Source organism: Halovulum sp. GXIMD14793 (genome assembly GCF_054457435.1).
The window spans coordinates 1-22,119 of the sequence record NZ_JBTLNE010000051.1; the positions used below are offsets into that span (position 1 = coordinate 1).

Below are 22,119 nucleotides of genomic sequence, written 5' to 3' on the forward strand. Positions count from 1 at the left end.
CTTTCAAAAGTTGAAGGAATTCAAACGCATCGCAATGAGGGCAGAGAAAACGGATGCCTCCTATGCCGCGATGATCAACCTGTGCGCAGCCATCATAAACTCACGATGAATGTCCACAGGACCTAAAGCGTTTCGGGATAAACCTGAGCCATAGGATTATCCCGAAACGCGGTGATAAGCCTATAGGGTGTACGCGTTTATGTGATGTCTCAAGGTAAACTCGAAACGCTTTAGGAGTGTTTTGGTCGCGGCATATCCTCAGTTTGGCTGACCGTTCTTGTGGAAAATTGCGGACAGATTGGATTGCTCAACGAGAGAACTTGTCGACCAGTTTTTGAAATGGTGAGCGTGTATCTTCCTCCGGCTTGGCAGGCTGACGCGGCCCCGGCTGCTTATCAGTGACTTCCTGAGCTTTTCCTGTCGATGCCCGGGGCGGGGCAACCTCAAGCGCAACGGCATTCATGAAGCGACCTGTGTCACCGCCAGCCAGATCAGGCGCGCCAGAACTAATGCCTTTCAACAGAGGTTCCAACCAATCCTGATCCGCTTTGGCGAAATCGCCCAGGACATGGTTCTGCACAAGCCGCTTATCGCCGGGATGACCGATCCCCAACCGCACGCGCCAGTAGCTGTCGCCAATATGAGCGTGCAGGGAACGGATACCATTATGCCCGGCTGTTCCGCCGCCTTGCTTAACCCGGCATTTGCCCGGCGCAAGGTCCAGCTCATCATAGAAGACAACCACATCCTCAGGCGTCAGCTTGTAAAACCGCATTGCCTCACCCACGGCCTGACCCGATTTGTTCATATAGGTCTGCGGTTTCACCAGAATGACCTTTTCGCTGCCCAAGCGCCCCTCGGACAGATGCGACTGAAATTTCGATCGCCATGGACCAAATCCATGCGCATCCGCAATCGCCTCCACGGCCATAAAGCCGATATTATGGCGGTTGCCCTGGTATTTGCTGCCCGGATTGCCCAGCCCCACAAACAGTTTCATTCTCGGTCCTCAAAATACAAACGGGCGCGCCGTTCTGGCGCGCCCGATCTGATTATCATGCCTTTGACGGCCCGAAAACTCAGTCTTCGGTCGCTTCGGTTGCGGCTTCTGCCTCACCTTCGCCCTCAGTGGTGCCGGCCTCATCTTCAGCAGACCGCAGGCTGGACGGTGCGGTGATGTTGGCAATCACGAAATCACGGTCGGTGATCGTCGGACGGGTGCCTTTGGGCAGCTCGATGTCCGAGATATAGACCGTATCGCCGACATCGCGGCCTTCCATGTCCACAACCAGCTTTTCCGGGATGTTCTCGGCGGTCACACGCAGTTCCACCTCGTTCCGCACAACGGTCAGAACGCCGCCACGTTTCAGGCCGGGGGCGGCTTCCTCGTTGATGAACTCAACCGGGATATACAGGCTGATCCGTGATTTCGGCCCAAGGCGCAGGAAATCGACATGGGTTGGCAGATCCTTGACCACATCGCGCTGCACGGCACGGCAGATCACGGTGTTGTCTTTGCCATCCACTTTGACGTTCAGAAGCGTCGACAGGAACTTGCCCCGCTTCAGCATGGTCAGCAGTTCGTTGAAATTGACGTTGATCGTCTGCGGCTCGTCTTTGCCGCCATAGATAACGCCTGGTACTTTGCCTTCACGACGTGCTGCGCGGGCGGCCCCCTTGCCTGTCCCTGCGCGCGCCGTGGCGTCGAGAACGGGGTTCTCAGCCATGGTCTTAATCTCCAAATTGTTGCATCTGCGGCCAGCCTCCAAGGGTGCAAGCGCCGCGCGAAGCGTTCCTATAGGCGATTCATGCGCAAATGCAAAGGGGAATGCGCGATTCGGATCATGCAGGTTTGGGGTGAGCCGATGCCGCTATTGCTTGGGCTCGACGCTTTCGACCGTAAGACCGTATGGATTGCGTGAGCCGCTGAGCGAGATGACCTTATCTACGCCGCCAGCATTGGCACCACCCGGAACGGCACACAGCTTAACCTGACGGTTGCTGGGCCAGCCTTCGGGTACGATATCAAGCTCATCCGCGCAGCCGAACCTGCCGTTCTCTTGTGCGACATGCACCGATACCGCCGAGATGGCGGCGCGGGACCGGTCGCTGGGCACCAGCGCGCCCAAACCGGTCGCCAGCGGTGTTCCCATCATCGAAGCGGTTGATGCGCCCAGAACCAGTGCCCAGACCCCCGCCAGCATGACCCGGTTTTCCGTCAGCAGACTGCCGGGTGGACGGCGGGCAAACAGCACAAGCAATCCCGATAGGCCTGCCATAACGGCGGCAACTATCAGCGCGCGGCTTTCGAGGATGGCGACGAAATCGTAATCCGGCACAAAGCGAGTGAACCGCGCACCATAAAGCGAAACGGCAAATCCGAACAAAGCCATCAGCAACAGCACCATGAAGGCCTGCCGTGCCGGGTCGGGTGTATGTGCATAGACCGGTATCTGCCGCGGTGGGCCGTGGGTGCTGGCTTCGAAGGTCAGGCGGGCCTTGATATGATTTGCCGTGCGGCCGATCCCACGCTGCTCGTTTCCGGCACGCAGATCAAGTTCCGATGCGTACCAGCCGGGATAGATCGTCAGTAGCAGATAGCACAGCCAGAAAATCAGGCCGCCAGCCATCAAAAGGTTACGCCAGGGCCCGGAAACAGCGTCTACGATCAACAGACCTGCGGTGCCCACAATAACCAACATGCCCGAGGCGGCAAACACCACGCCGTACTTCAAAATCCGAGTGAAGGAGGAGCGTGAGCGGCGCACAAGCGGTTGTTCCAGCGTCGGCAGCAGAAACAGAATCGAAAGCACCGCCAACCCGAAAAACATAAATACATCGCCAAGATCGATGTGACCGCCCTTGGTGGTCAAACCAAGCTTGTGGCTGATATAAACCACAAGAATCCAAACACTTGGCACAAATCCCAAGGCGCCAAGCAGGCGGGACATTACAGATCCAGATAGATACGCCACAGAAGAACCCCCCAAGTCGTTCGACGGCACGATTCGCACAAAGCCTCAGCAAAATCAGTCGAAAATATGTCACAATATTGCATTTGACACAAATACTGGATGTTCATCAGGGCAATTGCTCCGAGTGACAATCCTTCCTAAAGCTGTTGCCAGACCAAACCAAGGAACGACCATGCCTGTGATCACCTGTATCGAAGACCTCCGCGTTCTGGCGCAAAAACGGGTGCCGAAAGTCTTTTATGACTATGCCGATAGCGGCTCCTGGACCGAACAGACCTATCGCTCGAACGAGGAAGACTTTCAGAAGATCCGCCTTCGCCAGAAGGTGGCAATCGACATGACAGGCCGATCAACCGCGACCCAGATGGTCGGCGAAGACGCCGCGATGCCTGTGGCCCTGGCCTCGGTGGGGCTGACCGGCATGCAATGTGCCGAGGGAGAGATAAAGGCCTGTCGCGCCGCGCAGAAATTCGGCGTGCCCTTCACCCTGTCGACCATGTCGATCTGTTCGATCGAAGATGTATCCGCAGCCGTCGACAAGCCCTTCTGGTTCCAACTGTATGTCATGCGCGACCGGGAGTTCGCCGATGGTCTGATCGACCGGGCCAAGGCTGCGGGGTGTACGGCTTTGGTGCTGACGCTGGACCTGCAACTGATCGGCCAGCGGCACAAGGACCTGAAGAACGGTCTCGGCGCGCCGCCCAAGCTGACAGCGCGGACCCTTCTGGATATGGCGATGAAGCCGCGCTGGTCCCTGCCCATGCTGAAAACCGACAAGCGCACCTTCCGCAATATCGTCGGCCATGCCAAAGGGGTGGACGATATGGGGACGCTGGCGGAATGGACCCATGCGCAGTTCGATCAGTCGCTGACCTGGGACGATATCGATTGGATCCGGGACCGCTGGGATGGAAAGTTTATCCTAAAGGGCATTCTGGACCCCGAGGATGCGCGCCGCGCCGTGGACAAGGGGGCGGATGCGATTGTCGTCTCGAACCATGGCGGGCGGCAGCTGGATGGCGCTTTGTCTTCGCTGTCCATGCTGCATCAGATCGCCAAGGCGGTTGGTAATCAGACGGAGGTGCATTTCGATGGCGGGATCCGGTCTGGGCAGGATGTGCTGAAGGCCTTGGCGCTGGGCGCGAAGGGCACCTATATCGGCCGCGCCTTTGCCTATGGTCTGGGTGCTATGGGTGAGGCTGGGGTGACCAAGGCGCTGGAGGTCATCCACAAAGAACTCGACAGCACAATGGGTCTGTGCGGGCGCACCAAAGTGGCGGATTTGAACCGGGAAAACCTGATTTTCCCGCAGGACATCCCGGCACCCTTCGGACCTGCTGAAGCCTAAAAACCGACCCTTCCCGCGCGGAATCAAGGCCGAAGGCCGCCGCGCATCGCCGAGCCGTCCCGTCGGCACGGCGATTGGGCTGGTCTTGGTGCCGCGAATGGATGGTGCGCGCCAGTTCTTAGATCAAGTGAGCTGAATAGCCGATGGATCGCCGCGCCACGGCTCGGCGATGCGCGGCCCCCTACCGATCCACTCAGTGCAGGATATACCGAACCTAACCGGCCCGATGCGCTCCATCGGCCAGACTGCGTACAAAATCCAGCACATCCGCCACGCTGTCGCCTTTGCCGATACGATCCACAATGGCCGAACCGACAACCGCGCCATCAGCAACCCCGGCAATCGCCTCGGCGTTTTCCGGCGTTTTGATCCCAAAGCCCACACAGACTGGCAGATCAGTCTGCGCCTTGATCCGCGCCACCTCGGGCGCGACATCCCCGGCCTCGGCCGCAGCAGCCCCCGTGATCCCGGTGATCGAGACGTAATACACAAAGCCCGAGGTGTTCTGCAGGACCTTAGGCAACCTTTTCTCATCCGTTGTCGGCGTCGCCAGACGGATGAAATTCAGCCCCGCCGCCTGCGCAGGCAGGCACAGCTCGTCATCTTCTTCGGGTGGCAGATCGACGACAATCAGCCCATCCACGCCTGAGGCTTTGGCTTTGGACAAGAAAGTCTCAACGCCCATAGCATGGATCGGATTATAGTACCCCATCAAAACAATCGGCGTCGCATCATCGGTCTTTCGAAACCCGGCGGCCAGATCCAGCGTCTTTTGCAGGGTCATGCCTGCCTCCAGCGCCCGGCTTGCCGCCAACTGAATGGACGGCCCGTCCGCCATGGGGTCGGTAAAGGGCAACCCCAGTTCGATGATATCAACCCCGACACCAGGCAGGCCCTTCACCACCTCAAGCGCGGTGGCATAGTCAGGATCGCCTGCCATCACATAAGAGATAAAGGCTTTCTTCCCGTCCGCTTTCAGTCGGGCAAAGGTGGTGTCGATCCGGCTCATCTGTAACCTCGGCTGGTTGATCCTGACCGATGTGCCGAATGCAGCGCAGGGAATCAAGGTGGAAGTGTCTAAGTGGGCGCTATGGCTTGCAGTACCCCTACTTATGAAGGGTCATATGGATGGTGCATTTGGGCGACCCGCTGCCGTATCACCCAGATGCAAACGTTTGGCACAGGTTGCGGCGAATGGGCACCCAGTATCCAAACCTATCAAATTCTTGCACGTAGTCTGATATCCGATCGCACTACGCTTTTAAAGCCACCGATAACGATTTTGGTTTTCCCGATGGATGTGGAGTATTTGCGAAACGGCAATTATGCTTGGAACAGTTCAGAAAAGATGAGGTCGATATGTCGAAATGGAGCTTTGAAGGGCCCAGTAGAGCAGACCCTGTTTCATTCGTCAGAAGCTTTTGTGCCGACTACAAGTCTTGGAATGACACGGCGATGACCTTGAGTGATGGATTGACCAAGTCTGAAAAGCGCGACGCAATGGAAGAGGCGAGTGACGCCTATAAGGCTTTTCTTAGACCATTTATTACGCCAGACACCAAGTTGCAGCTTGTAGCATTTGGCTCCCATTCAGCTTTTGATCCTTCGCGTCTTGAGTTTTCTGACGTTGACGACCTTTCAACGGGTCTAAGTGTACCTTTCTCGATCAAGGACCCTGACCTTGGTTCCAATGATGACTATGTCGCAGAAATCGAGAAAGCTGCTGATGGAAAACTTATGTTGAAACAGGTTTGGTACATTGATCCATTTCCCGAAAAAGGACAGGAACGCTTGGCGTTCCTTTAGCCAAGTGGCTGGGTTTGAGATTTATGATTGATAGCTCGGGCAAAAAAGGTGCTCCTTGGTGTTCGATGTTAAACACCTTGTACACGGCAACTCCGCGATAGGATCGCCCACCTTCCCATCCCTTACTGTTGCCAATCCGGCAGCCCCCGACTAGACAGCCGGTCAGAACTTCAAAGAGGCATGGGCCATGGGCTTCAAGACCGGTATTGTCGGACTGCCGAATGTCGGCAAGTCGACCCTATTCAACGCATTGACCCGCACGGCGGCAGCGCAGGCGGCGAACTTCCCGTTTTGCACGATTGAGCCAAATGTGGGTGAGGTCTCGGTTCCTGATGCGCGGTTGACCAAACTGTCTGGGATTGCCGGATCAGCACAGGTCATTCCGGCCCGGATGACCTTTGTCGATATCGCAGGGCTGGTCAAAGGCGCGTCCAAGGGCGAGGGGCTGGGCAACCAGTTTCTGGCCAATATCCGCGAATGCGACGCCATCGCCCATGTGCTGCGTTGCTTTGAGGATGATGACGTTACCCATGTCGATGGGCGCGTCAATCCGGTCGAAGATGCCGAAACCATCGAAACAGAGTTGATGCTGGCCGATCTGGAAAGCATCGAAAAGCGGGTGGCCGGACTGGTCCGCAAGGTCAAGGGCGGCGACAAAGAGGCCGTGGCGCAGACCCGCCTGCTGGACGTTGCCAAGGCGGCGTTGGAAAGCGGCAAGCCCGCCCGCACGGTTGAGGTGGATGCCGAAGACGCCAAGCCCTGGGCCATGCTGCAACTGCTGACCGCCAAGCCGGTGCTCTATGTCTGCAATGTCGAGGAATCTTCGGCCGCCACCGGCAATGCCCATTCCGAAGCCGTGGCCAAAATGGCCGAGGCGCAGGGCGCGGGTGTCGTGGTGATCTCTGCCGCCATCGAGGAAGAAATCGCCCAGCTGGACGATGTGGAACGCGCGGAATTTCTGACGGATATGGGGCTGGAGCAACCCGGCCTCGACCGCTTGATTGCCGCAGGCTACATCCTGCTGGGCCTCCAGACCTACTTCACCGTTGGCCCGAAAGAGGCGCGCGCCTGGACCATCCGCAAGGGCACGCTGGCACCGCAGGCGGCAGGCGTGATCCACGGCGATTTTGAGCGCGGCTTCATCCGGGCGGAAACCATCGCCTATGACGATTTCGTTGCGCTGGGCGGGGAACAGGCCGCAAAGGAGTCCGGCAAGATGCGGGCGGAGGGCAAGGGGTATGAGGTCGCCGATGGCGATGTCATGCATTTCCTGTTCAACACCTGACCGGTGGCCTGCTGCTGCCAAACGGCACGATATCGCCGTTGATCAACTTGGGGGTGTCACGCTGTGTACTGGGGTCGTAAACTGGCGCCGTCATGTATATGTCACGTGACCGTATTATCCGGCGTGGGAAACAGAGGGGAGCAGTCATGAAAATCGCGGTACTCGGGGGGGACGGTTTTGTCGGCTGGCCCACAACGCTGCACCTGTCCAGTCTGGGGCATGACGTTCATATCATCGACAATCTCAGCCGCCGCTGGATTGATACCGAACTGGGCGTCCAGTCGCTGACACCAATGGATTCGATCCAGGAACGGACCCGCATCTGGTACGCGGAAACCGGACGGCGCATCCATTTCCATTTGATTGATGTGGCCGAGCATTACGAGATTTTCAAAAACTGGCTGGCCGAGGAAAAGCCTGACGCGATCATCCATTTCGCCGAGCAACGCGCCGCGCCCTATTCGATGAAGTCTGACCGCCACAAAGTTTACACCGTCAACAACAATGTCAGTGCAACCCATAATGTTCTAAGCGCCATGGTCGAAACCGGCATTGACGCGCATCTGGTGCATCTGGGCACCATGGGGGTTTATGGCTATTCGACAGTTGGCGCGGCGATCCCCGAAGGCTATCTGCCGGTTAAGATCAACACCATGGATGGTGGCGAGGCCGAGCAGGAGATCCTCTATCCGACCCGCCCTGGCTCGGTCTATCACATGACCAAGTCACTGGATCAGATTCTGTTCCAGTTTTATGCCCAGAATGACGGGCTGCGCATCACCGACCTGCATCAGGGGATCGTCTGGGGCACGCATACCGACCAGACCCGCCGCCACGAGCAGTTGATCAACCGTTTCGACTATGACGGTGACTATGGCACGGTCTTGAACCGCTTCCTGATCCAGGCCGCGATCGGCTATCCGCTGACCGTGCACGGCACCGGCGGCCAGACCCGCGCCTTCATCCATATTCAGGACAGCGTGCGCTGCATCGAATTGGCCCTGAATGACGCCCCGCAAGCCGGTGACCGAGTGAAAATCTTCAACCAGATGACCGAAACCCACCGGGTGCGTGATTTGGCTGAACTGATCGCCAAGCTGACCGATGCCGAGGTGGCCTATCTGCCCAACCCGCGCAAGGAAGCCCCGGAAAACGATCTGGTGGTCAAGAACGACCAGTTCCTGGCACTGGGCCTTGATCCGATCAAACTTGAGGATGGTTTGCTAAGCGAGATCATGGACGTGTCCAAAAAATACGCCCACCGCGTCGACCGGTCCCGCATTCCTGCGGTGTCCGCATGGACCAAGGAAATCGGCGAAAAGGTCGAACATGACCCGGAACATAAAGGGCTGAAATCAGTCTCGTGAAAACCGCCTACGTCACGTTGGTCACAAATGACGGCTTTGCCACCGGCGCGCGGGCGCTGGTGAAGTCGCTGCGGCTGACCGGGACGCAGGCGGATATCGTGGTGATGCATACCGGCGGTGTGTCCGAGGCGGCACTGCCGGATGCGACCTGCATCAAGGTCGACCTGCTGGACACGTCCGAGGCGTTTAACGCCCGACATGCTAAGCGTGAAATCCATGGCAACAACCCTTTCACCAAGGGCCGCAAACCGGATTTCCACACGCCGCTAGATAACTTCGCCAAACTGCGTTTATGGCAACTGCCCTATGACCGCGTGGTGTTTCTGGATGCCGACACGCTGGTCCTGCGCACTATCGACCGGTTGTTTGACTACCCGGAGTTCTGTGCCGCTCCGAATGTCTATGAGACGCTGGCCGACTTCCATCGCCTGAATTCCGGCGTCTTCACCGCTCAGCCCTCGCAAGCAACATTCAATGCGATGATGGCGCGACTGGATGCGCCGGATGTGTATTGGAAACGGACCGACCAGACATTTTTGCAGGATTTCTTCCCCGACTGGCAGGGCCTGCCGGTCTTTTACAACATGCTGCAATATGTCTGGTTCAACATGCCCGAGCTTTGGGATTGGGCCTCGATCAAGGTGCTGCATTACCAATACGAAAAACCGTGGGAGGCAGAGCATCCCCGCCGCGATCAACTCGCCCCATTGATTGACCTGTGGCATCAGATTGCCGATGGCCACGCGCCTGACTTGAGCAATCTGCCAAGCCCATGCACGCGCTGATCACCGGGGCTTCTGGCCTTGTAGGGCATCTGGTTGCAACGGGACTGCAGGCCCGCGGCTGGCAGATCACCCGGCTGGGACGGCAGGCGGGGGACATTCCCTATGTTCTTGGGGACCGGCCCGACCTGCCGCAAGCTGACCTGCTGGTGCATTGCGCCTTTGCCCATGTGCCCGGTCGGTATCGTGGTGGCGAAGGTGACGACCCCGAGACCTTTCGCCGCCTGAACCTCGACGGCAGCCAGGCCCTGTTCGAAGCCGCCAGACCATCCGTGTGCCGTCTGATCTTTCTGTCCAGTCGTGCCGTCTACGGGCCAAAAGCACCAGGCGCAGAGCTGACCGAGGACACCCCGGCGACCCCCGATACGCTTTACGGCCAGATCAAACTTCTGACGGAAGAGGCGCTTGCCGCCCTGACCGCCCCCGATTTCTTACCCATCTCTCTGCGCGTGACCGGTGTTTATGGCCCGCCGCCACCGGGCCGTGCCCATAAATGGACCGACCTCTTTGCGGATTTTCGCGACGGCCACCCGATTGCCTCGCGCATCGCGACCGAGGTTCACGGTGATGACCTTGCCGCCGCGATTGATCTGCTGTCCGGGGCAGGGGCAGGCATCTACAACGTCTCTGACATCCTGCTGGATCGGTATGACCTGCTGGCAGAGGTCGCAGACCTAACCGGCTGTTGCAGCCGGTTGCCTAGGCGCTCTGCCGCTCTGCCGAACGTGATGAACACCGGCAGATTGCGCTCCCTTGGCTGGCAACCGGGTGGGGTGGCAAAGCTTAGGAAAACGTTGAAAGAGCTGTTGTAGCCATAAGGCTGGGCGCAGCACAACGCCCAGAATGCAGCGATATAGACCGCCCTGTCTCAATCGCCAGGCAGGCACATTGCCCTGTTGGCTACTTTGGGGTTTACGCCAGAACCTCATCCCGAAAAGTTCACCGCAAGCCAATCATAGGCCGCCATCATGCCGCTTAGGGTCTGCGATTTATTGCCCTGCAGCAGCATCCAGCGGCCGGTGCTGAGGAACGAGTTGCCAGTGTAGTTCCGCTCAGTCAGGACCAAATCGCGTTTCGGGTCGATCATCATAAAATGCCCACCATATCCGTCGGTCCAGATCGTGCCATCCTGCGCCCTTATCCACCAACCATAGCCAAAGTGGCTATAGCGCGTGTAGTTAATAGGACTTTCTTTCAGGTCGCTATGCGGTGCGGTGGACAGCTTGATCCAGTCTTCCGATACAACCTGTTTCCCGTTCCATCGCCCGCCCTGCGCCACCATGACGCCGACCCGGACCATGTCGCGCGTGCTGACATAGATGTAGTATTGCAAGTGCCTGGTGTCTTTGCTCGGCATAAACCACGGGTCCCCCATGATCACATTGTCGGCGCTGAAATCCTGCATGCCCAGAGGCTTTGCAAGGAACTCCTCCATAAATGCTCCAATCTCGTAGCCGGTTTCCTGAACCAGGATGGTCCCCAAAGCGTTTGCGTCGAAATTGTTACTAAAGAAGTATTCTCCCGGCTTATGACTGCCGCGCTTTGGCCGGTCGGTAATCTGCTCATCATGTTCACCTGCAGCTGGCAGGTAGATGCCCGATCGAAACATGAGCAAATCGCGGATCGTTGCCGTTTTTTCCTGATCTGTAAGGGGAGTGTTTTCGTCAATGTTCAAGTCAGCAAGAGTTTTATCAAGGTCTATCAAGCCCTTGTCCACGGCAATGCCATACATCAGGCTCATGATGGATTTGCGCATGGAATGTGTGTTCATGATCAGATCTGTCGGTCCGTCGGCAAAGATCACCTTTTCTCCATGCATGATCATACGCGCACGTATCCGGTCACCCGGTCCGGGGGCGGGCCAAAGTTCGTTGACCTTGGTCGCGTCGAATTCTGCTGTTTCTAGTTCAGTTTGTGTAGCTGGGGATGGGTTGGGCACACGTGGCAAAGAGCCCCAAACCAAGACGCCGCCGACAAGCAGGGCAAGCGCAAGCAAAGCCTTCCGCATGTGGAATTCTCCAATGATTGTTTTCAGGGAACTCGGCTACAAAATAACTATGATCCAATAGTAGCAAATATCGGCGCATGATCCGAGGGTTTTTCCCACCCCCGAACATGGCGCAGAACGCGGCTGCCGCCGGCATCCGCCAGCAGATCGGAACTGGCCCAGATGTGATCCAGACGCCGGCCTTTGTCTGCCGCGTCCCAATCCTTGGCGCGATAGGACCACCAGGAATAAAGCTGGCCTTCGGGGATATCCTTGCGGGTGACATCGACCCAGTCGCCAGCGGACTGGACCGCACCCAGAGCCTCGACCTCGATGGGGGTATGGGACACTACCTTCAGCAATTGTTTATGCGACCAGACGTCATCCTCGCGCGGGGCGATGTTGAGGTCACCGACAAGCACAGACTTCTTAGGTTTTTCTGCCGCGAACCATTGGCGCATCTCGTCCAGAAAATCGAGCTTATGGCCAAATTTCGGGTTAACCTCCCGATCCGGCTCATCACCTCCGGCGGGGACATAGAAATTGTGGATAGTCAGGCCGTTTTCCAGCTTGGCCGCAACATGCCGTGCGTCGCCCTTTTCGCAAAAATCCCTGTGCCCGGCATCTTCCAGCGGCAGGCGGGACAGGATGGCGACGCCGTTGTAACCCTTCTGGCCACGGGCAACCATATGCGTATAGCCAAGGCCGGCGAACACATCAGCCGGGATTTTGTCGACCGGGGATTTGCATTCCTGCAGGCACAGCACATCCGGCGCTTCCTGTGTTAGCAGATCGCTGACCAACCCCTGACGCAAACGCACAGAGTTGATGTTCCAGGTTGCAATCGTAATGGCCATGTTGTCCCCCTCTGGTGTGTGGTCTGAACCTAGCGGGTGGGGCGCGCGGATGCCATCGGAAACCTGCGGGAAGTGGGCCACTTTAATGATTGGACCCGGGTTCTAAGCCGCGCATCGTCGAGCCGTGGCGCGGCGATGCGCGGCGGCCTTCGGCCTTGGTTCCGCGCTGGCTAAAGCCTTTGGCAACTCGCGGACCTGCGTTCAGGTTCTCAACCCGAGCGCCTTAGCGACCAGCGGCAGAATGTGATCCCGCGTCAATGGCGCAAGCGGCACGTGTCCCGGGTTGGTCGGGTCAATCCACCGGACCTCTTCAATCTCGGCAGCGGGGTGCGGCGCAGCGTCAGTTTCGATCAGAAAAACGTAAGCCAGAACGATATGTCCCGCCTCATTCGCCGCAGGCGCGCTGAACTGGCCAAGCGGATGGGTCTCTGCTGCCTGAACCGATAGCCCAAGCTCTTCGTCAAGCTCACGGCAAAGCGCATCAACGGGCGTCTCACCCGGGTCGATTTTGCCACCGGGCTGCATGAAAGCTATGGTGCCGCGCTTGCGGACCAGAAGGGTCATACCGTCGCTTCGACAAAGCGCCGCAGCAGCAATCAGTATGGTTGTGGTAGAGCCCATGGTCGCGGTGATAAACAGCCCACTGGCCAACCGCAAGACCGACCTGCCCAAAGCCATATTGTGCGCCCGCAAAGATGGGCGTAGGACAGGTCGCAAGGAGCGGCCCCATATGACCGACACGTCCCCCAGATCCAGCCTTTGGCGCGCCCGCATGGTGCCATTGATCGTCGCCACGGCTTTGCTGATGGAGACGCTGGATGCCACGGTTCTGTCGACCTCTCTGCCGCAGATCGCGCTGGATCTGGGGGCCGACCCGATCCACCTGAAACTGGCCCTGACCTCGTATCTGCTGGCCCTAGCGGTGTTCATCCCCGCCTCGGGCTGGGCGGCGGATCGCTATGGTGCGCGGCTGGTGTTCCGGCTGGCGATTCTGGTGTTTGCTGCCGGGTCGATCGCTTGCGCGATGTCGAGCACGCTGGGACACTTGGTTGTAGCACGGGTTCTGCAAGGCATGGGCGGGGCGATGATGGTGCCGGTCGGACGGCTAATCGTCTTGCGCGCAACGCCTAAGGCCGAACTGGTCAATGCACTGGCCTGGCTGACCATTCCAGCGCTGATCGGCCCGGTTTTGGGGCCTCCGCTGGGCGGCTTTATCACGACCTTTTTCGACTGGCGCTGGATCTTCTGGATCAACATTCCGATTGCAGCACTTGGCCTTGTGCTGGTCACACTGCACATTCCGGATATCCGGGTTGATGGCGTCGGGCGTTTCGATCTGGGCGGCTTTCTGTTGCTTGGCCCGGGGTTGGCGGCGGCGCTGACCGGGGTGACGCTGCTAAGCGTGGATATTGCACCGCTGTCCCTGTCCTGGGCGCTGACCCTGGGCGGCCTGATCCTTCTGGCCTTCTATGTCAGACACGCGCTGCGGCACGCAGCCCCGATCATTGACCTGCGCCTTATGCGCCTGCCGACCTTTCGCGCCAGCGTGACGGGCGGCACCATGTTTCGCGTTGGCTCCGGCGCGCTGCCGTTTCTGTTGCCGCTGCTGTTGCAGCTTGGCTTTGGTCTCAGCGCGTTTCAATCCGGCATGATGACCTTCGCCGCCGGGGCAGGGGCCATGATGATGAAATTCTTCGCCCCGCCCCTGCTGCGCCGCTTTGGGTTCCGCAAGGTGCTGCTTGTCAACGCGGTGCTGTCTGCAGCCTCGCTTGCAACACCTGCGGCTTTCACACCGCAAACCCCGTGGCTGGTCATGCTGCTGGTTCTGTTCATCGGCGGGCTTTGCCGATCCCTGCAGTTCACAGCGCTCCACGCCGTGGCCTATGCCGAGGTGTCGTCGGACAGCCTGAGCAGTGCAACCTCGTTCAGCTCGGTCCTGCAACAGCTTTCCTGGTCGCTGGGGATCACGCTCGCCGCCTTCGGACTGGAGGCCATGCAGGCCTTGACCGGCGCAGACACCATCCTGCAGGGCCACTTCCCGGCGGTATTTCTGCTGATGGCGGCACTGCCGCTGATTTCGGTGATTTTCTTCGCCCGCCTGTCGCGCAGTGCCGGTGCGGAAATGCTGGATTAGCAGGCAGTCGCGCGGCCCTCGGGTCCGAAGCTCTTGACTGTATGGTAAAATCCCTGAACCATGGCAAAGAAGACGCCCCGACATTTTGGGCAATATGACAGGGGGCCCAGGTGCCGGGTGTGATCAGTGGCTATGTACGCTTCGTTGATGCGATAAACTACCGTCTTGGCTGGATGGCCATGTATCTTGTGTTTGTGCTGATCGGGATTCTGCTCTGGTCAGTCTTTGCCAAGACATTCACGAACCCTTCCCTATGGACCGTGGAGCTGGCGCAGTTCGTGATGGTGTCCTACTTTATCATTGGCGGACCCTATTCGATCCAGCTGGGATCGGCGGTGCGGATGGATCTGTTCTATGGCGAATGGACACCGCAGACCAAAGCCTGGGTGGATGCGCTGACCGTGCTGTGTCTTATTTTCTATCTCGGTGTGCTGCTTTACGGCGCGTGGCTCTCCACCTCCTATTCGCTGGAATACGGGGAGCGGAACGCGACCGCCTGGCGGCCCTATCTCTGGCCGGTCAAGATCGTCATCACCTTTGGCATCTTCCTGATGCTTTTGCAGGCCATAGCGGAATTTTTCCGCGATATCGCCCGCATCCGAGGTCAGGAGATTTAGGCCCATGTCTTACGAACTGATCGCCATCCTGATGTTCTCCATGATGATGCTGATGCTGATGACCGGCCAGCGGGTTTTCGGGGCCATCGGGTTTGTCGCCGCAGTGGCCGTGCTGCTGCTCTGGAGTGACCGGGGCGGGGCGGATATCCCGTTTTCCCAAGTCATGAAGCTGATGAAATGGTATCCGCTGCTGACGCTGCCGATGTTCATCTTCATGGGCTATGTGCTGTCGGAATCCAAAATTGCCGATGACCTCTACCGGATGTTCCATGTCTGGATGGGTGGCGTCTCAGGCGGGCTGGCTATTGGGACAATCGGCCTGATGGTGCTGGTTTCGGCCATGAATGGTTTGTCCGTTGCAGGTATGGCCATCGGGGCCACCATTGCCCTGCCGGAACTTCTCAAACGCGGCTATGACAAACGCATGGTGACGGGGGTGATACAGGCGGGGTCGTCGCTTGGCATCCTTGTGCCACCCTCCGTCGTGCTGGTGCTTTATGCCATGATCGCCCGCCAGCCCGTTAGCCAGCTATGGCTGGCAGGCGCTGTGCCCGGGCTGATGATGGCAGCGATGTTCGTGATCTACATCGCCATCCGCTGCAAGATCACCCCGTCACTTGGCCCCGCCATGCCGCATACCGATTTGGCCCAATATGATGAAATGGCGACCGAGCCGGTGCGCGTGCCCTGGCTGGTGATCGGCCTCGCCGCCCTGATCGTGATCCCCTACAATATCGGCTGGCTGGATATCCAGCAGGCCGGGTTCGCTGCCCTTGCGGTTGCCGTTCTTGGCTATGGCCTGCGCGACCATTTCAACTGGTCGACCGAATATTGGATGTCTGAAAAGAACCGCCTGCTGTTTTCCGGCGTCCTGCCTATCGCCATCTTTGCCACCATGATGGTGCCTTTCATCTCTGGCCGCGCCGGTCTGGTAGAGGCTTCGGCGATCGGGGCAACCACCGCCTTTGTCGCCGCCGTGTTGAAAGGCCGCATGACCAAAGAGGTGTTCGAGACCTGCACCCGCCAGACCCTGGCCATCAGCTGCATGTTCATGTGGATCATCCTGGCCGCCCTTGGCTTCGGTGCGGTGTTTGACGGGCTGGGTGCTGTCAACGCCATCAAGGATCTGTTTACCGAACAAATGGGTCTCGACCCATGGACCATCCTGATCCTGATGCAGCTGTCATTCCTGCTTATGGGCACGTTTCTGGATGACACCGCAATGCTGGTCATCGTCGCCCCACTTTATGTGCCGCTGGTCAAACTGCTGGGCTTTGACCTGATATGGTATGGCGTGCTTTACACCATCACCACGCAGATTGCCTATATGACCCCGCCCTTTGGCTATAACCTGTTCCTGATGCGCGCCATGGCCCCGCCCGAGGTGACCCTGGGCGATATCTACCGCTCCATCGTGCCTTTCGTCGCGGTGATGGTGATCGCGCTGGCCACCATCATGGCTTTCCCGGAAATCGCCCTTTGGCTGCCAAATTTCGTCTACGGAAAATAACCCCCTACCTGAAAGGCCCACACAACAGACCAACAACACAAGTTCAACAAGGAGAGAGTACCATGACAACAAGACGTAAGTTCATTGCCGCAGGTGCCGGTGCCGCCGCCGCTGGCCTTGCCGCACCGGCGCTGGCGCAGAACACCATCCGCTGGCGCATGCAGACCTATGCCGGTCCGGCACTGGCCGAGCATGTGATCAAACCGGCCATCGACAGCTTCAACAAGATCGCTGGCGACCGGATGCAGATCGAACTGTTCTTCGCCGATCAGCTGGTCCCGACGGGCGAGTTGTTCCGCGCCATGCAGAAAGGCACCATCGACGCGGTGCAGTCTGATGATGATTCAATGGCCTCTCCGACCGAGGTGACCGTGTTCGGCGGCTACTTCCCCTTCGCCTCGCGCTATTCGCTGGATGTACCGGTGCTGTTCAACCAGTACGGTCTGGGCGAAATCTGGGCGGCGGAATATGAAAAAGTCGGCGTAAAGCACATCTCCGCCGGGGCCTGGGATCCCTGCCACTTTGCCACCAAGGATCCGATCAACTCGCTTGAGGACCTGAAAGGCAAACGCGTCTTCACCTTCCCGACCGCAGGCCGCTTCCTGACGCAGTTCGGCGTCGTTCCGGTGACCCTGCCTTGGGAAGATATTGAGGTCGCTGTACAGACTGGTGAACTCGACGGCATCGCCTGGTCCGGCATCACCGAGGATTACACCGTCGGCTGGGCGGATGTGACTGACTACTTCCTGACCAACAACATCTCCGGCGCCTGGTGCGGCTCGTTCTTCGCCAATATGGACCGCTGGAATGAACTGCCCGATGATCTGAAAGAACTGCTGCAGGTCTGCATGGAGCAATCACACTATTACCGCCAGTGGTGGTATTGGGGCGGTGAGGCCAGCCTGCGGGTCAACGGTCCGAAGATGAAGCTGACCTCTATCCCTGACGAAGAATGGGCCACGGTCGAAGCCGCCGCCCGGGTCTTCTGGGACGAAATCGCCGAAGAATCCGAGACCAAGGCGAAGGTCGTCGAGATCATAAAACAGTATAACGCTGATATGGAAAAAGCCGGCCGACCCTATCGCTACGGCTAAGGCATCGCACCAACCGCTTCGTCCCCGCCAGCGGCGGGGGCGAAGCTGATAGACCTGACCGGCCAAGGGCCGGTCTCCGCTTGATAAGTGAGAGAGACGCATGCCCGGAAACCTGACCCTGGAAGAGTTGCGCGCCGCCGTTGAGGCAGGCGAGATTGACACCGTCATTGTCGCCCAGATCGACATGCAGGGCCGCCTGATGGGCAAGCGGTTTCACGCCCGGCATTTCCTGGACCACGCCCATGCCGAAACCCATTCGTGCAATTACCTGCTGGCCACGGATCTCGAGATGTTTACCGTGGATGGCTACGCCTCGACTTCGTGGCAATCGGGCTATGGCGATTACACCATGCGCCCCGATCTCTCGACCCTGCGCCGCGCGGGCTGGCTTGAGGCCAGCGCGCTGGTGCTCGCCGATGTGCTTGACCATCACGGCCACGCGCCCGTTGCGCATTCACCGCGCGCCATGCTCAAGGCCCAGATCGACCGGCTGGCGGAAAAGGGCCTGACGGCAACCGCGGCGACTGAACTCGAATTCTTCATTTTCGAACAAAGCTTCCAAACCCTGCATGACGAAGGCTACCGCGCGCTGACCCCCTTGGTGCGCTACAACGAAGATTACGCGCTGGCCCTTTCCACCAAGGACGAGGTGATCATGCGCCCCCTGCGCAATGGCCTCTATGCCTCCGGCATCCCGGTCGAAGGCACGAAGGGTGAGGCCGAGGCGGGCCAACAGGAACTCAACATCCTGTATTCCGACGCGCTCGATACCGCCGAAAATCACCTCATCGCCAAACATGCTGCCAAGGAAATCGGCTTTCTGACCGGCCATGCCGTCAGCTTTCTGCCGAAATGGGCCCCGGACCGGGTTGGCTCGGCCTCGCATGTTCATCTGTCCCTGCAGGGCGATAACGGCCCCGCCTTCCACGATCCGAACGCCCCGCTGGGCCTGTCGCAGGCCGGACGCCATTTCCTTGGCGGCCTCTTGAAATACGCCTCCGACCTGACTGTGTTCATGGCCCCTTATGTTAACAGCTACAAACGCTTTCAGGCAGGCAGCTTCGCCCCCACCCGCAAGGTCTGGTCTGTCGACAACCGCACCGCCTCTTTCCGCCTCTGTGGGGACAGCTCCCCCGCCGTGCGCGTCGAATGCCGTGTGCCGGGGGCCGACATGAACCCCTGCCTTGTGCTGGCCGGCATGATCGCCGCCGGACTGGCCGGGCTGGAGGAACAGCTTGACCTAGGTGAGCCGCTGACCGGTGACGCCTATGAAGGCACCGCCAATGAAATTCCGCTGACCTTGCGCGCCGCGACAGAGGCCTTGCGCGGCTCCACAATGCTGCGCGCGGCCATGGGCGATGCGGTGGTCGATCACTACACCCGCGCCGCCGAATGGGAACAGCAGGCCTTTGACGCCGCTGTCACCGACTGGGAAATCGCCCGGGGATTTGAGCGCGCCTGACATGATCACCCATATCGACCATCTGGTGCTGACCGTCCGCGACACAGAGGCCGCCGCTCGGTTCTACACGGATGTGCTGGGCATGCAGCGCATCACCTTTGCCGGAATCCGCACCGCGCTTGCCTTTGGCAATCAAAAGATCAACCTGCAGACCCTCGGGCAGGAAACACGCAACCATGCGGGCATCGGCTCGGGCGATCTGTGCCTGATCACCGAAATGCCGATGGACGATCTGCTTGACCATCTGGTCAAAAAGGGCGTAGCGATTTTGGAAGGGCCGGTGGCAAAATCCGGGGCGACGGGGCCGATCACCTCGGTCTATTTCAACGATCCTGATGGCAATCTGATAGAGGTCAGCCGATATGACTAAGACGCTTCAATGTATCTCTCCTATCGACGGATCGGTTTATACCGAGCGTCCCGTTATGTCCGAAGGCGCGGCCCGCGATAGTCTGGCCAAGGCCCGCGCCGCGCAAAAAGACTGGGCCGCCCGCCCGCTGGCAGACCGCATCGCGCTGGTGCAGGCCGGGGTCAAACGCCTGGGCGAAATGAATGACGAGATCGTCCCCGAACTGGCCCATATGATGGGCCGCCCGGTGCGCTATGGCGGCGAATTCGGTGGTGTGGACGAACGCACCAACTATATGGCTGAGATTGCCGAAAAGGCTTTGGCCCCGATCATTGTCGAAGCCTCTGACGCCTTCGAACGCCGCATCGAACGCGAACCCCACGGGCTGGTCTTTGTCATCGCGCCCTGGAATTACCCTTATATGACCGCCATCAACACCGTCTCGCCCGCGCTGATCGCGGGTAATGCTGTTGTTCTGAAACACGCCACGCAAACCTTGCTGGTCGGCGAACGCATGGTTCGCGCCTTCGCCGAGGCAGGGCTGCCCGATGGCCTGTTTGTCAACCTCTTCCTAGATCATGCGACCTCCGGGGCGCTGATCTCCAGCCGGTCCTTCGATTTCATCAACTTCACCGGTTCTGTCGGCGGCGGGCAGGCGATTGAGCGGGCCGCTGCCGGCACCTTCACCCCGCTGGGGCTGGAGCTGGGGGGTAAGGATCCGGGCTATGTCATGGATGATGCCGATCTGGACTGGGCGGTGGATACGCTGATGGACGGGGCGATGTTCAATGCCGGGCAATGCTGCTGCGGGATCGAACGGATCTATGTGCACGAAAGCCTCTATGACAGCTTCGTTGCCAAGGCAGTTGATTGGGTAAACGCGCTGAAACTGGGCAACCCGCTGGACGCAGACACCAGCATCGGCCCGATGGCGCATGCCCGCTTTGCCAAGGTGGTGCGCGATCAGATCGACGGGGCCGTCAAGGCCGGTGCAAAAGCCCTGATCGACCCGGCGCATTTCCCTGAAGACGATGGCGGTGCCTATCTGGCCCCGCAGATCCTTGTCGACGTCAACCACCAGATGGAGGTGATGCACGAGGAAAGCTTCGGTCCGGTCGTTGGCATTATGCCAGTTAAGGATGATGCCGAGGCGCTGGCGCTGATGAATGACTGCCAGTTCGGCTTGACCGCATCGCTCTGGAGTGCAGACGCAAGCCGGGCCGCCGCTCTGGCCGGGCAGATTGAAACCGGCACGGTGTTCATGAACCGCGCCGATTACCTTGATCCGGCCATCTGCTGGACCGGCTGCAAGAATACCGGGCGCGGCGGGGCCTTGTCCGAGATCGGGTTCCACAACCTGACGCGTCCCAAATCCTACCACTTCAGAAAGCTTAAATCATGACGCTGAACGCCAACTGGTCCTATCCTACCGCGATCCGTTTCGGGGCTGGCCGCATTGCAGAACTGCCCGAGGCCTGTGCCGCAGCAGGCATGAAACGCCCTCTTCTGGTCACCGACCGGGGCCTTGCAGGGATGGAGATCACCGCACGCACGCTGGACATTCTGGACGCCGCCGGACTGGGCCGCGCGATCTTTGCCGATGTTGACTCCAACCCGAACGAAAAGAACCTTGAGGCCGGTGTCGCTGCCTTTCGCGCGGGCGATCATGACGGTGTGATCGCCTTTGGCGGTGGCTCAGGCCTTGATCTTGGCAAATGCGTTGCCTTCATGGTGGCGCAGGACCGCCCGGTCTGGGATTTTGAGGATGTGGGCGACTGGTGGACGCGGGCCGATACCGATGGCATCGCGCCGATCATCGCGGTGCCCACCACTGCAGGCACTGGCTCCGAGGTGGGGCGCGCCAGCGTCCTGACCAACTCGGACACGCATGTCAAAAAGATCATCTTCCACCCGCAATTCCTGCCCGCTGTCACGCTGTGCGATCCCGAACTGACCGTCGGCATGCCCAAGGCAATCACCGCCGGGACCGGCATGGACGCCTTTGCCCATTGTCTTGAGGCATTCTGCAGCCCGCATTACCACCCGATGTCGCAGGGCATCGCCCTGGAAGGCATGCGGCTGGTGAAAGACAATCTGCCCAAAGCCTTCGACACCGGCACAGATATCGAGGCCCGGTCCCATATGATGAGTGCGGCAGCCATGGGCGCTGTTGCCTTTCAGAAAGGCCTTGGCGCGATCCACGCCCTGTCCCACCCGATCGGCGCTGTTTACAACACGCATCACGGCACAACCAATGCCGTTGTCATGCAGCCGGTCCTGAATTTTAACCGCGCGGCCATCGAGGACCGGATCGAACAGGCCTCGGCCTATCTGGGCATCTCCGGCGGGTTTGACGGGTTTTATGCGTTTGTCGGGCAGTTGAATGACAGGCTTGGCATTCCGAAAAAACTGACGGCGCTGGGGATCACCGACCCTGATATCGACGCACTGACCCAAGCGGCGCTGGCCGACCCAAGCACCGGCGGCAACCCGGTCGAAATGACCGCTGCGAACACCGCAGAGCTGTTCCGGGCGTGTCTCTGATA

The 22,119-nt window shown here is 59.1% G+C and carries 21 protein-coding genes; 14 read left to right on the forward strand and 7 right to left on the reverse strand.

The features are described 5' to 3' along the window. Positions 1–307 precede the first annotated feature (307 nt). The 3 genes from pth to ACW9UQ_RS14140 form a co-directional block, all read right to left on the reverse strand. The gene (gene pth / locus ACW9UQ_RS14130) at positions 308–1,000 is read right to left on the reverse strand and encodes an aminoacyl-tRNA hydrolase (RefSeq protein ID WP_458931664.1); all 693 of its coding nucleotides are present in this window, start codon (positions 998–1,000) and stop codon (positions 308–310) included. A gap of 79 nt (positions 1,001–1,079) precedes the next feature. Continuing rightward, positions 1,080–1,727, reverse strand: coding sequence for a 50S ribosomal protein L25/general stress protein Ctc (locus tag ACW9UQ_RS14135; RefSeq protein WP_458931665.1), 648 nt, complete (start codon positions 1,725–1,727; stop codon positions 1,080–1,082). Between the two features lie 144 nt (positions 1,728–1,871). Next, a complete protein-coding gene (locus ACW9UQ_RS14140) occupies positions 1,872–2,951 on the reverse strand; it encodes a hypothetical protein (protein ID WP_458931666.1) in 1,080 nt (359 codons plus the stop codon). Between the two features lie 196 nt (positions 2,952–3,147). On the opposite strand from ACW9UQ_RS14140, the gene ACW9UQ_RS14145 reads away from it, so the two are divergent. Next, a complete protein-coding gene (locus ACW9UQ_RS14145) occupies positions 3,148–4,323 on the forward strand; it encodes an alpha-hydroxy acid oxidase (protein WP_458931667.1) in 1,176 nt (391 codons plus the stop codon). A 214-nt stretch (positions 4,324–4,537) separates the two neighbouring features. Here the strand turns inward: ACW9UQ_RS14145 and trpA are convergent, their stop codons facing one another. Next, positions 4,538–5,332, reverse strand: a complete 795-nt coding sequence (trpA, locus tag ACW9UQ_RS14150) for a tryptophan synthase subunit alpha (RefSeq protein ID WP_458931668.1) — start codon at positions 5,330–5,332, stop codon at positions 4,538–4,540. Between the two features lie 320 nt (positions 5,333–5,652). Between trpA and ACW9UQ_RS14155 the strand changes: the two genes are divergently transcribed. From ACW9UQ_RS14155 to ACW9UQ_RS14175, 5 genes are all read left to right on the forward strand, one after another. Continuing rightward, on the forward strand, positions 5,653–6,129 hold the full coding sequence (locus ACW9UQ_RS14155; protein WP_458931669.1) for a hypothetical protein: 477 nt from the start codon (positions 5,653–5,655) through the stop codon (positions 6,127–6,129). Positions 6,130–6,316: 187 nt separating this feature from the next. Next, positions 6,317–7,414, forward strand: coding sequence for a redox-regulated ATPase YchF (gene ychF / locus ACW9UQ_RS14160; protein WP_458931670.1), 1,098 nt, complete (start codon positions 6,317–6,319; stop codon positions 7,412–7,414). A gap of 146 nt (positions 7,415–7,560) precedes the next feature. After that, on the forward strand, positions 7,561–8,781 hold the full coding sequence (locus tag ACW9UQ_RS14165) for an NAD-dependent epimerase/dehydratase family protein (protein WP_458931671.1): 1,221 nt from the start codon (positions 7,561–7,563) through the stop codon (positions 8,779–8,781). Continuing rightward, complete coding sequence (locus tag ACW9UQ_RS14170) at positions 8,778–9,566, forward strand: glycosyltransferase (protein WP_458931672.1); 789 nt, start codon at positions 8,778–8,780, stop codon at positions 9,564–9,566. Before ACW9UQ_RS14165 ends, ACW9UQ_RS14170 begins: the two co-directional genes overlap by 4 nt. After that, the gene (locus ACW9UQ_RS14175) at positions 9,554–10,375 is read left to right on the forward strand and encodes an NAD-dependent epimerase/dehydratase family protein (RefSeq protein ID WP_458931673.1); all 822 of its coding nucleotides are present in this window, start codon (positions 9,554–9,556) and stop codon (positions 10,373–10,375) included. Before ACW9UQ_RS14170 ends, ACW9UQ_RS14175 begins: the two co-directional genes overlap by 13 nt. Positions 10,376–10,488: 113 nt before the next feature. On the opposite strand, the gene ACW9UQ_RS14180 is transcribed toward ACW9UQ_RS14175, so the two are convergent. The 3 genes from ACW9UQ_RS14180 to ACW9UQ_RS14190 all read right to left on the reverse strand — a co-directional run bounded on the left by ACW9UQ_RS14180 (position 10,489) and on the right by ACW9UQ_RS14190 (position 13,064). Continuing rightward, positions 10,489–11,367, reverse strand: a complete 879-nt coding sequence (locus ACW9UQ_RS14180) for a serine hydrolase domain-containing protein (RefSeq protein WP_458931674.1) — start codon at positions 11,365–11,367, stop codon at positions 10,489–10,491. 251 nt (positions 11,368–11,618) lie between these two features. Continuing rightward, a complete protein-coding gene (locus ACW9UQ_RS14185; protein ID WP_458931675.1) occupies positions 11,619–12,407 on the reverse strand; it encodes an exodeoxyribonuclease III in 789 nt (262 codons plus the stop codon). 201 nt (positions 12,408–12,608) lie between these two features. Next, positions 12,609–13,064 (reverse strand): NUDIX hydrolase, encoded by a 456-nt coding sequence (locus ACW9UQ_RS14190; protein WP_458931676.1) that lies wholly within the window; start codon positions 13,062–13,064, stop codon positions 12,609–12,611. Between ACW9UQ_RS14190 and ACW9UQ_RS14195 the strand changes: the two genes are divergently transcribed. From ACW9UQ_RS14195 to ACW9UQ_RS14230, 8 genes are all read left to right on the forward strand, one after another. Continuing rightward, a complete protein-coding gene (locus ACW9UQ_RS14195; protein WP_458931677.1) occupies positions 13,027–14,541 on the forward strand; it encodes an MFS transporter in 1,515 nt (504 codons plus the stop codon). The genes ACW9UQ_RS14190 and ACW9UQ_RS14195 overlap by 38 nt on opposite strands. Before the next feature lie 110 nt (positions 14,542–14,651). Then, positions 14,652–15,158, forward strand: a complete 507-nt coding sequence (locus ACW9UQ_RS14200) for a TRAP transporter small permease subunit (protein ID WP_458931678.1) — start codon at positions 14,652–14,654, stop codon at positions 15,156–15,158. 4 nt (positions 15,159–15,162) lie between these two features. Next, positions 15,163–16,668, forward strand: a complete 1,506-nt coding sequence (locus ACW9UQ_RS14205) for a TRAP transporter large permease (RefSeq protein WP_458931679.1) — start codon at positions 15,163–15,165, stop codon at positions 16,666–16,668. Between the two features lie 62 nt (positions 16,669–16,730). After that, a complete protein-coding gene (locus ACW9UQ_RS14210) occupies positions 16,731–17,762 on the forward strand; it encodes a TRAP transporter substrate-binding protein (protein ID WP_458931680.1) in 1,032 nt (343 codons plus the stop codon). 100 nt (positions 17,763–17,862) lie between these two features. Next, entirely contained in the window at positions 17,863–19,224 is a 1,362-nt protein-coding gene (locus tag ACW9UQ_RS14215) for a glutamine synthetase family protein (RefSeq protein WP_458931681.1), read from the forward strand. Between the two features lies 1 nt (position 19,225). Continuing rightward, entirely contained in the window at positions 19,226–19,594 is a 369-nt protein-coding gene (locus tag ACW9UQ_RS14220) for a VOC family protein (protein ID WP_458931682.1), read from the forward strand. Continuing rightward, complete coding sequence (locus tag ACW9UQ_RS14225; RefSeq protein ID WP_458931683.1) at positions 19,587–20,975, forward strand: aldehyde dehydrogenase family protein; 1,389 nt, start codon at positions 19,587–19,589, stop codon at positions 20,973–20,975. The genes ACW9UQ_RS14220 and ACW9UQ_RS14225 overlap by 8 nt, the downstream gene beginning before the upstream one ends. Beyond that, on the forward strand, positions 20,972–22,117 hold the full coding sequence (locus ACW9UQ_RS14230; protein ID WP_458931684.1) for an iron-containing alcohol dehydrogenase: 1,146 nt from the start codon (positions 20,972–20,974) through the stop codon (positions 22,115–22,117). The genes ACW9UQ_RS14225 and ACW9UQ_RS14230 overlap by 4 nt, the downstream gene beginning before the upstream one ends. Positions 22,118–22,119 lie beyond the last annotated feature (2 nt).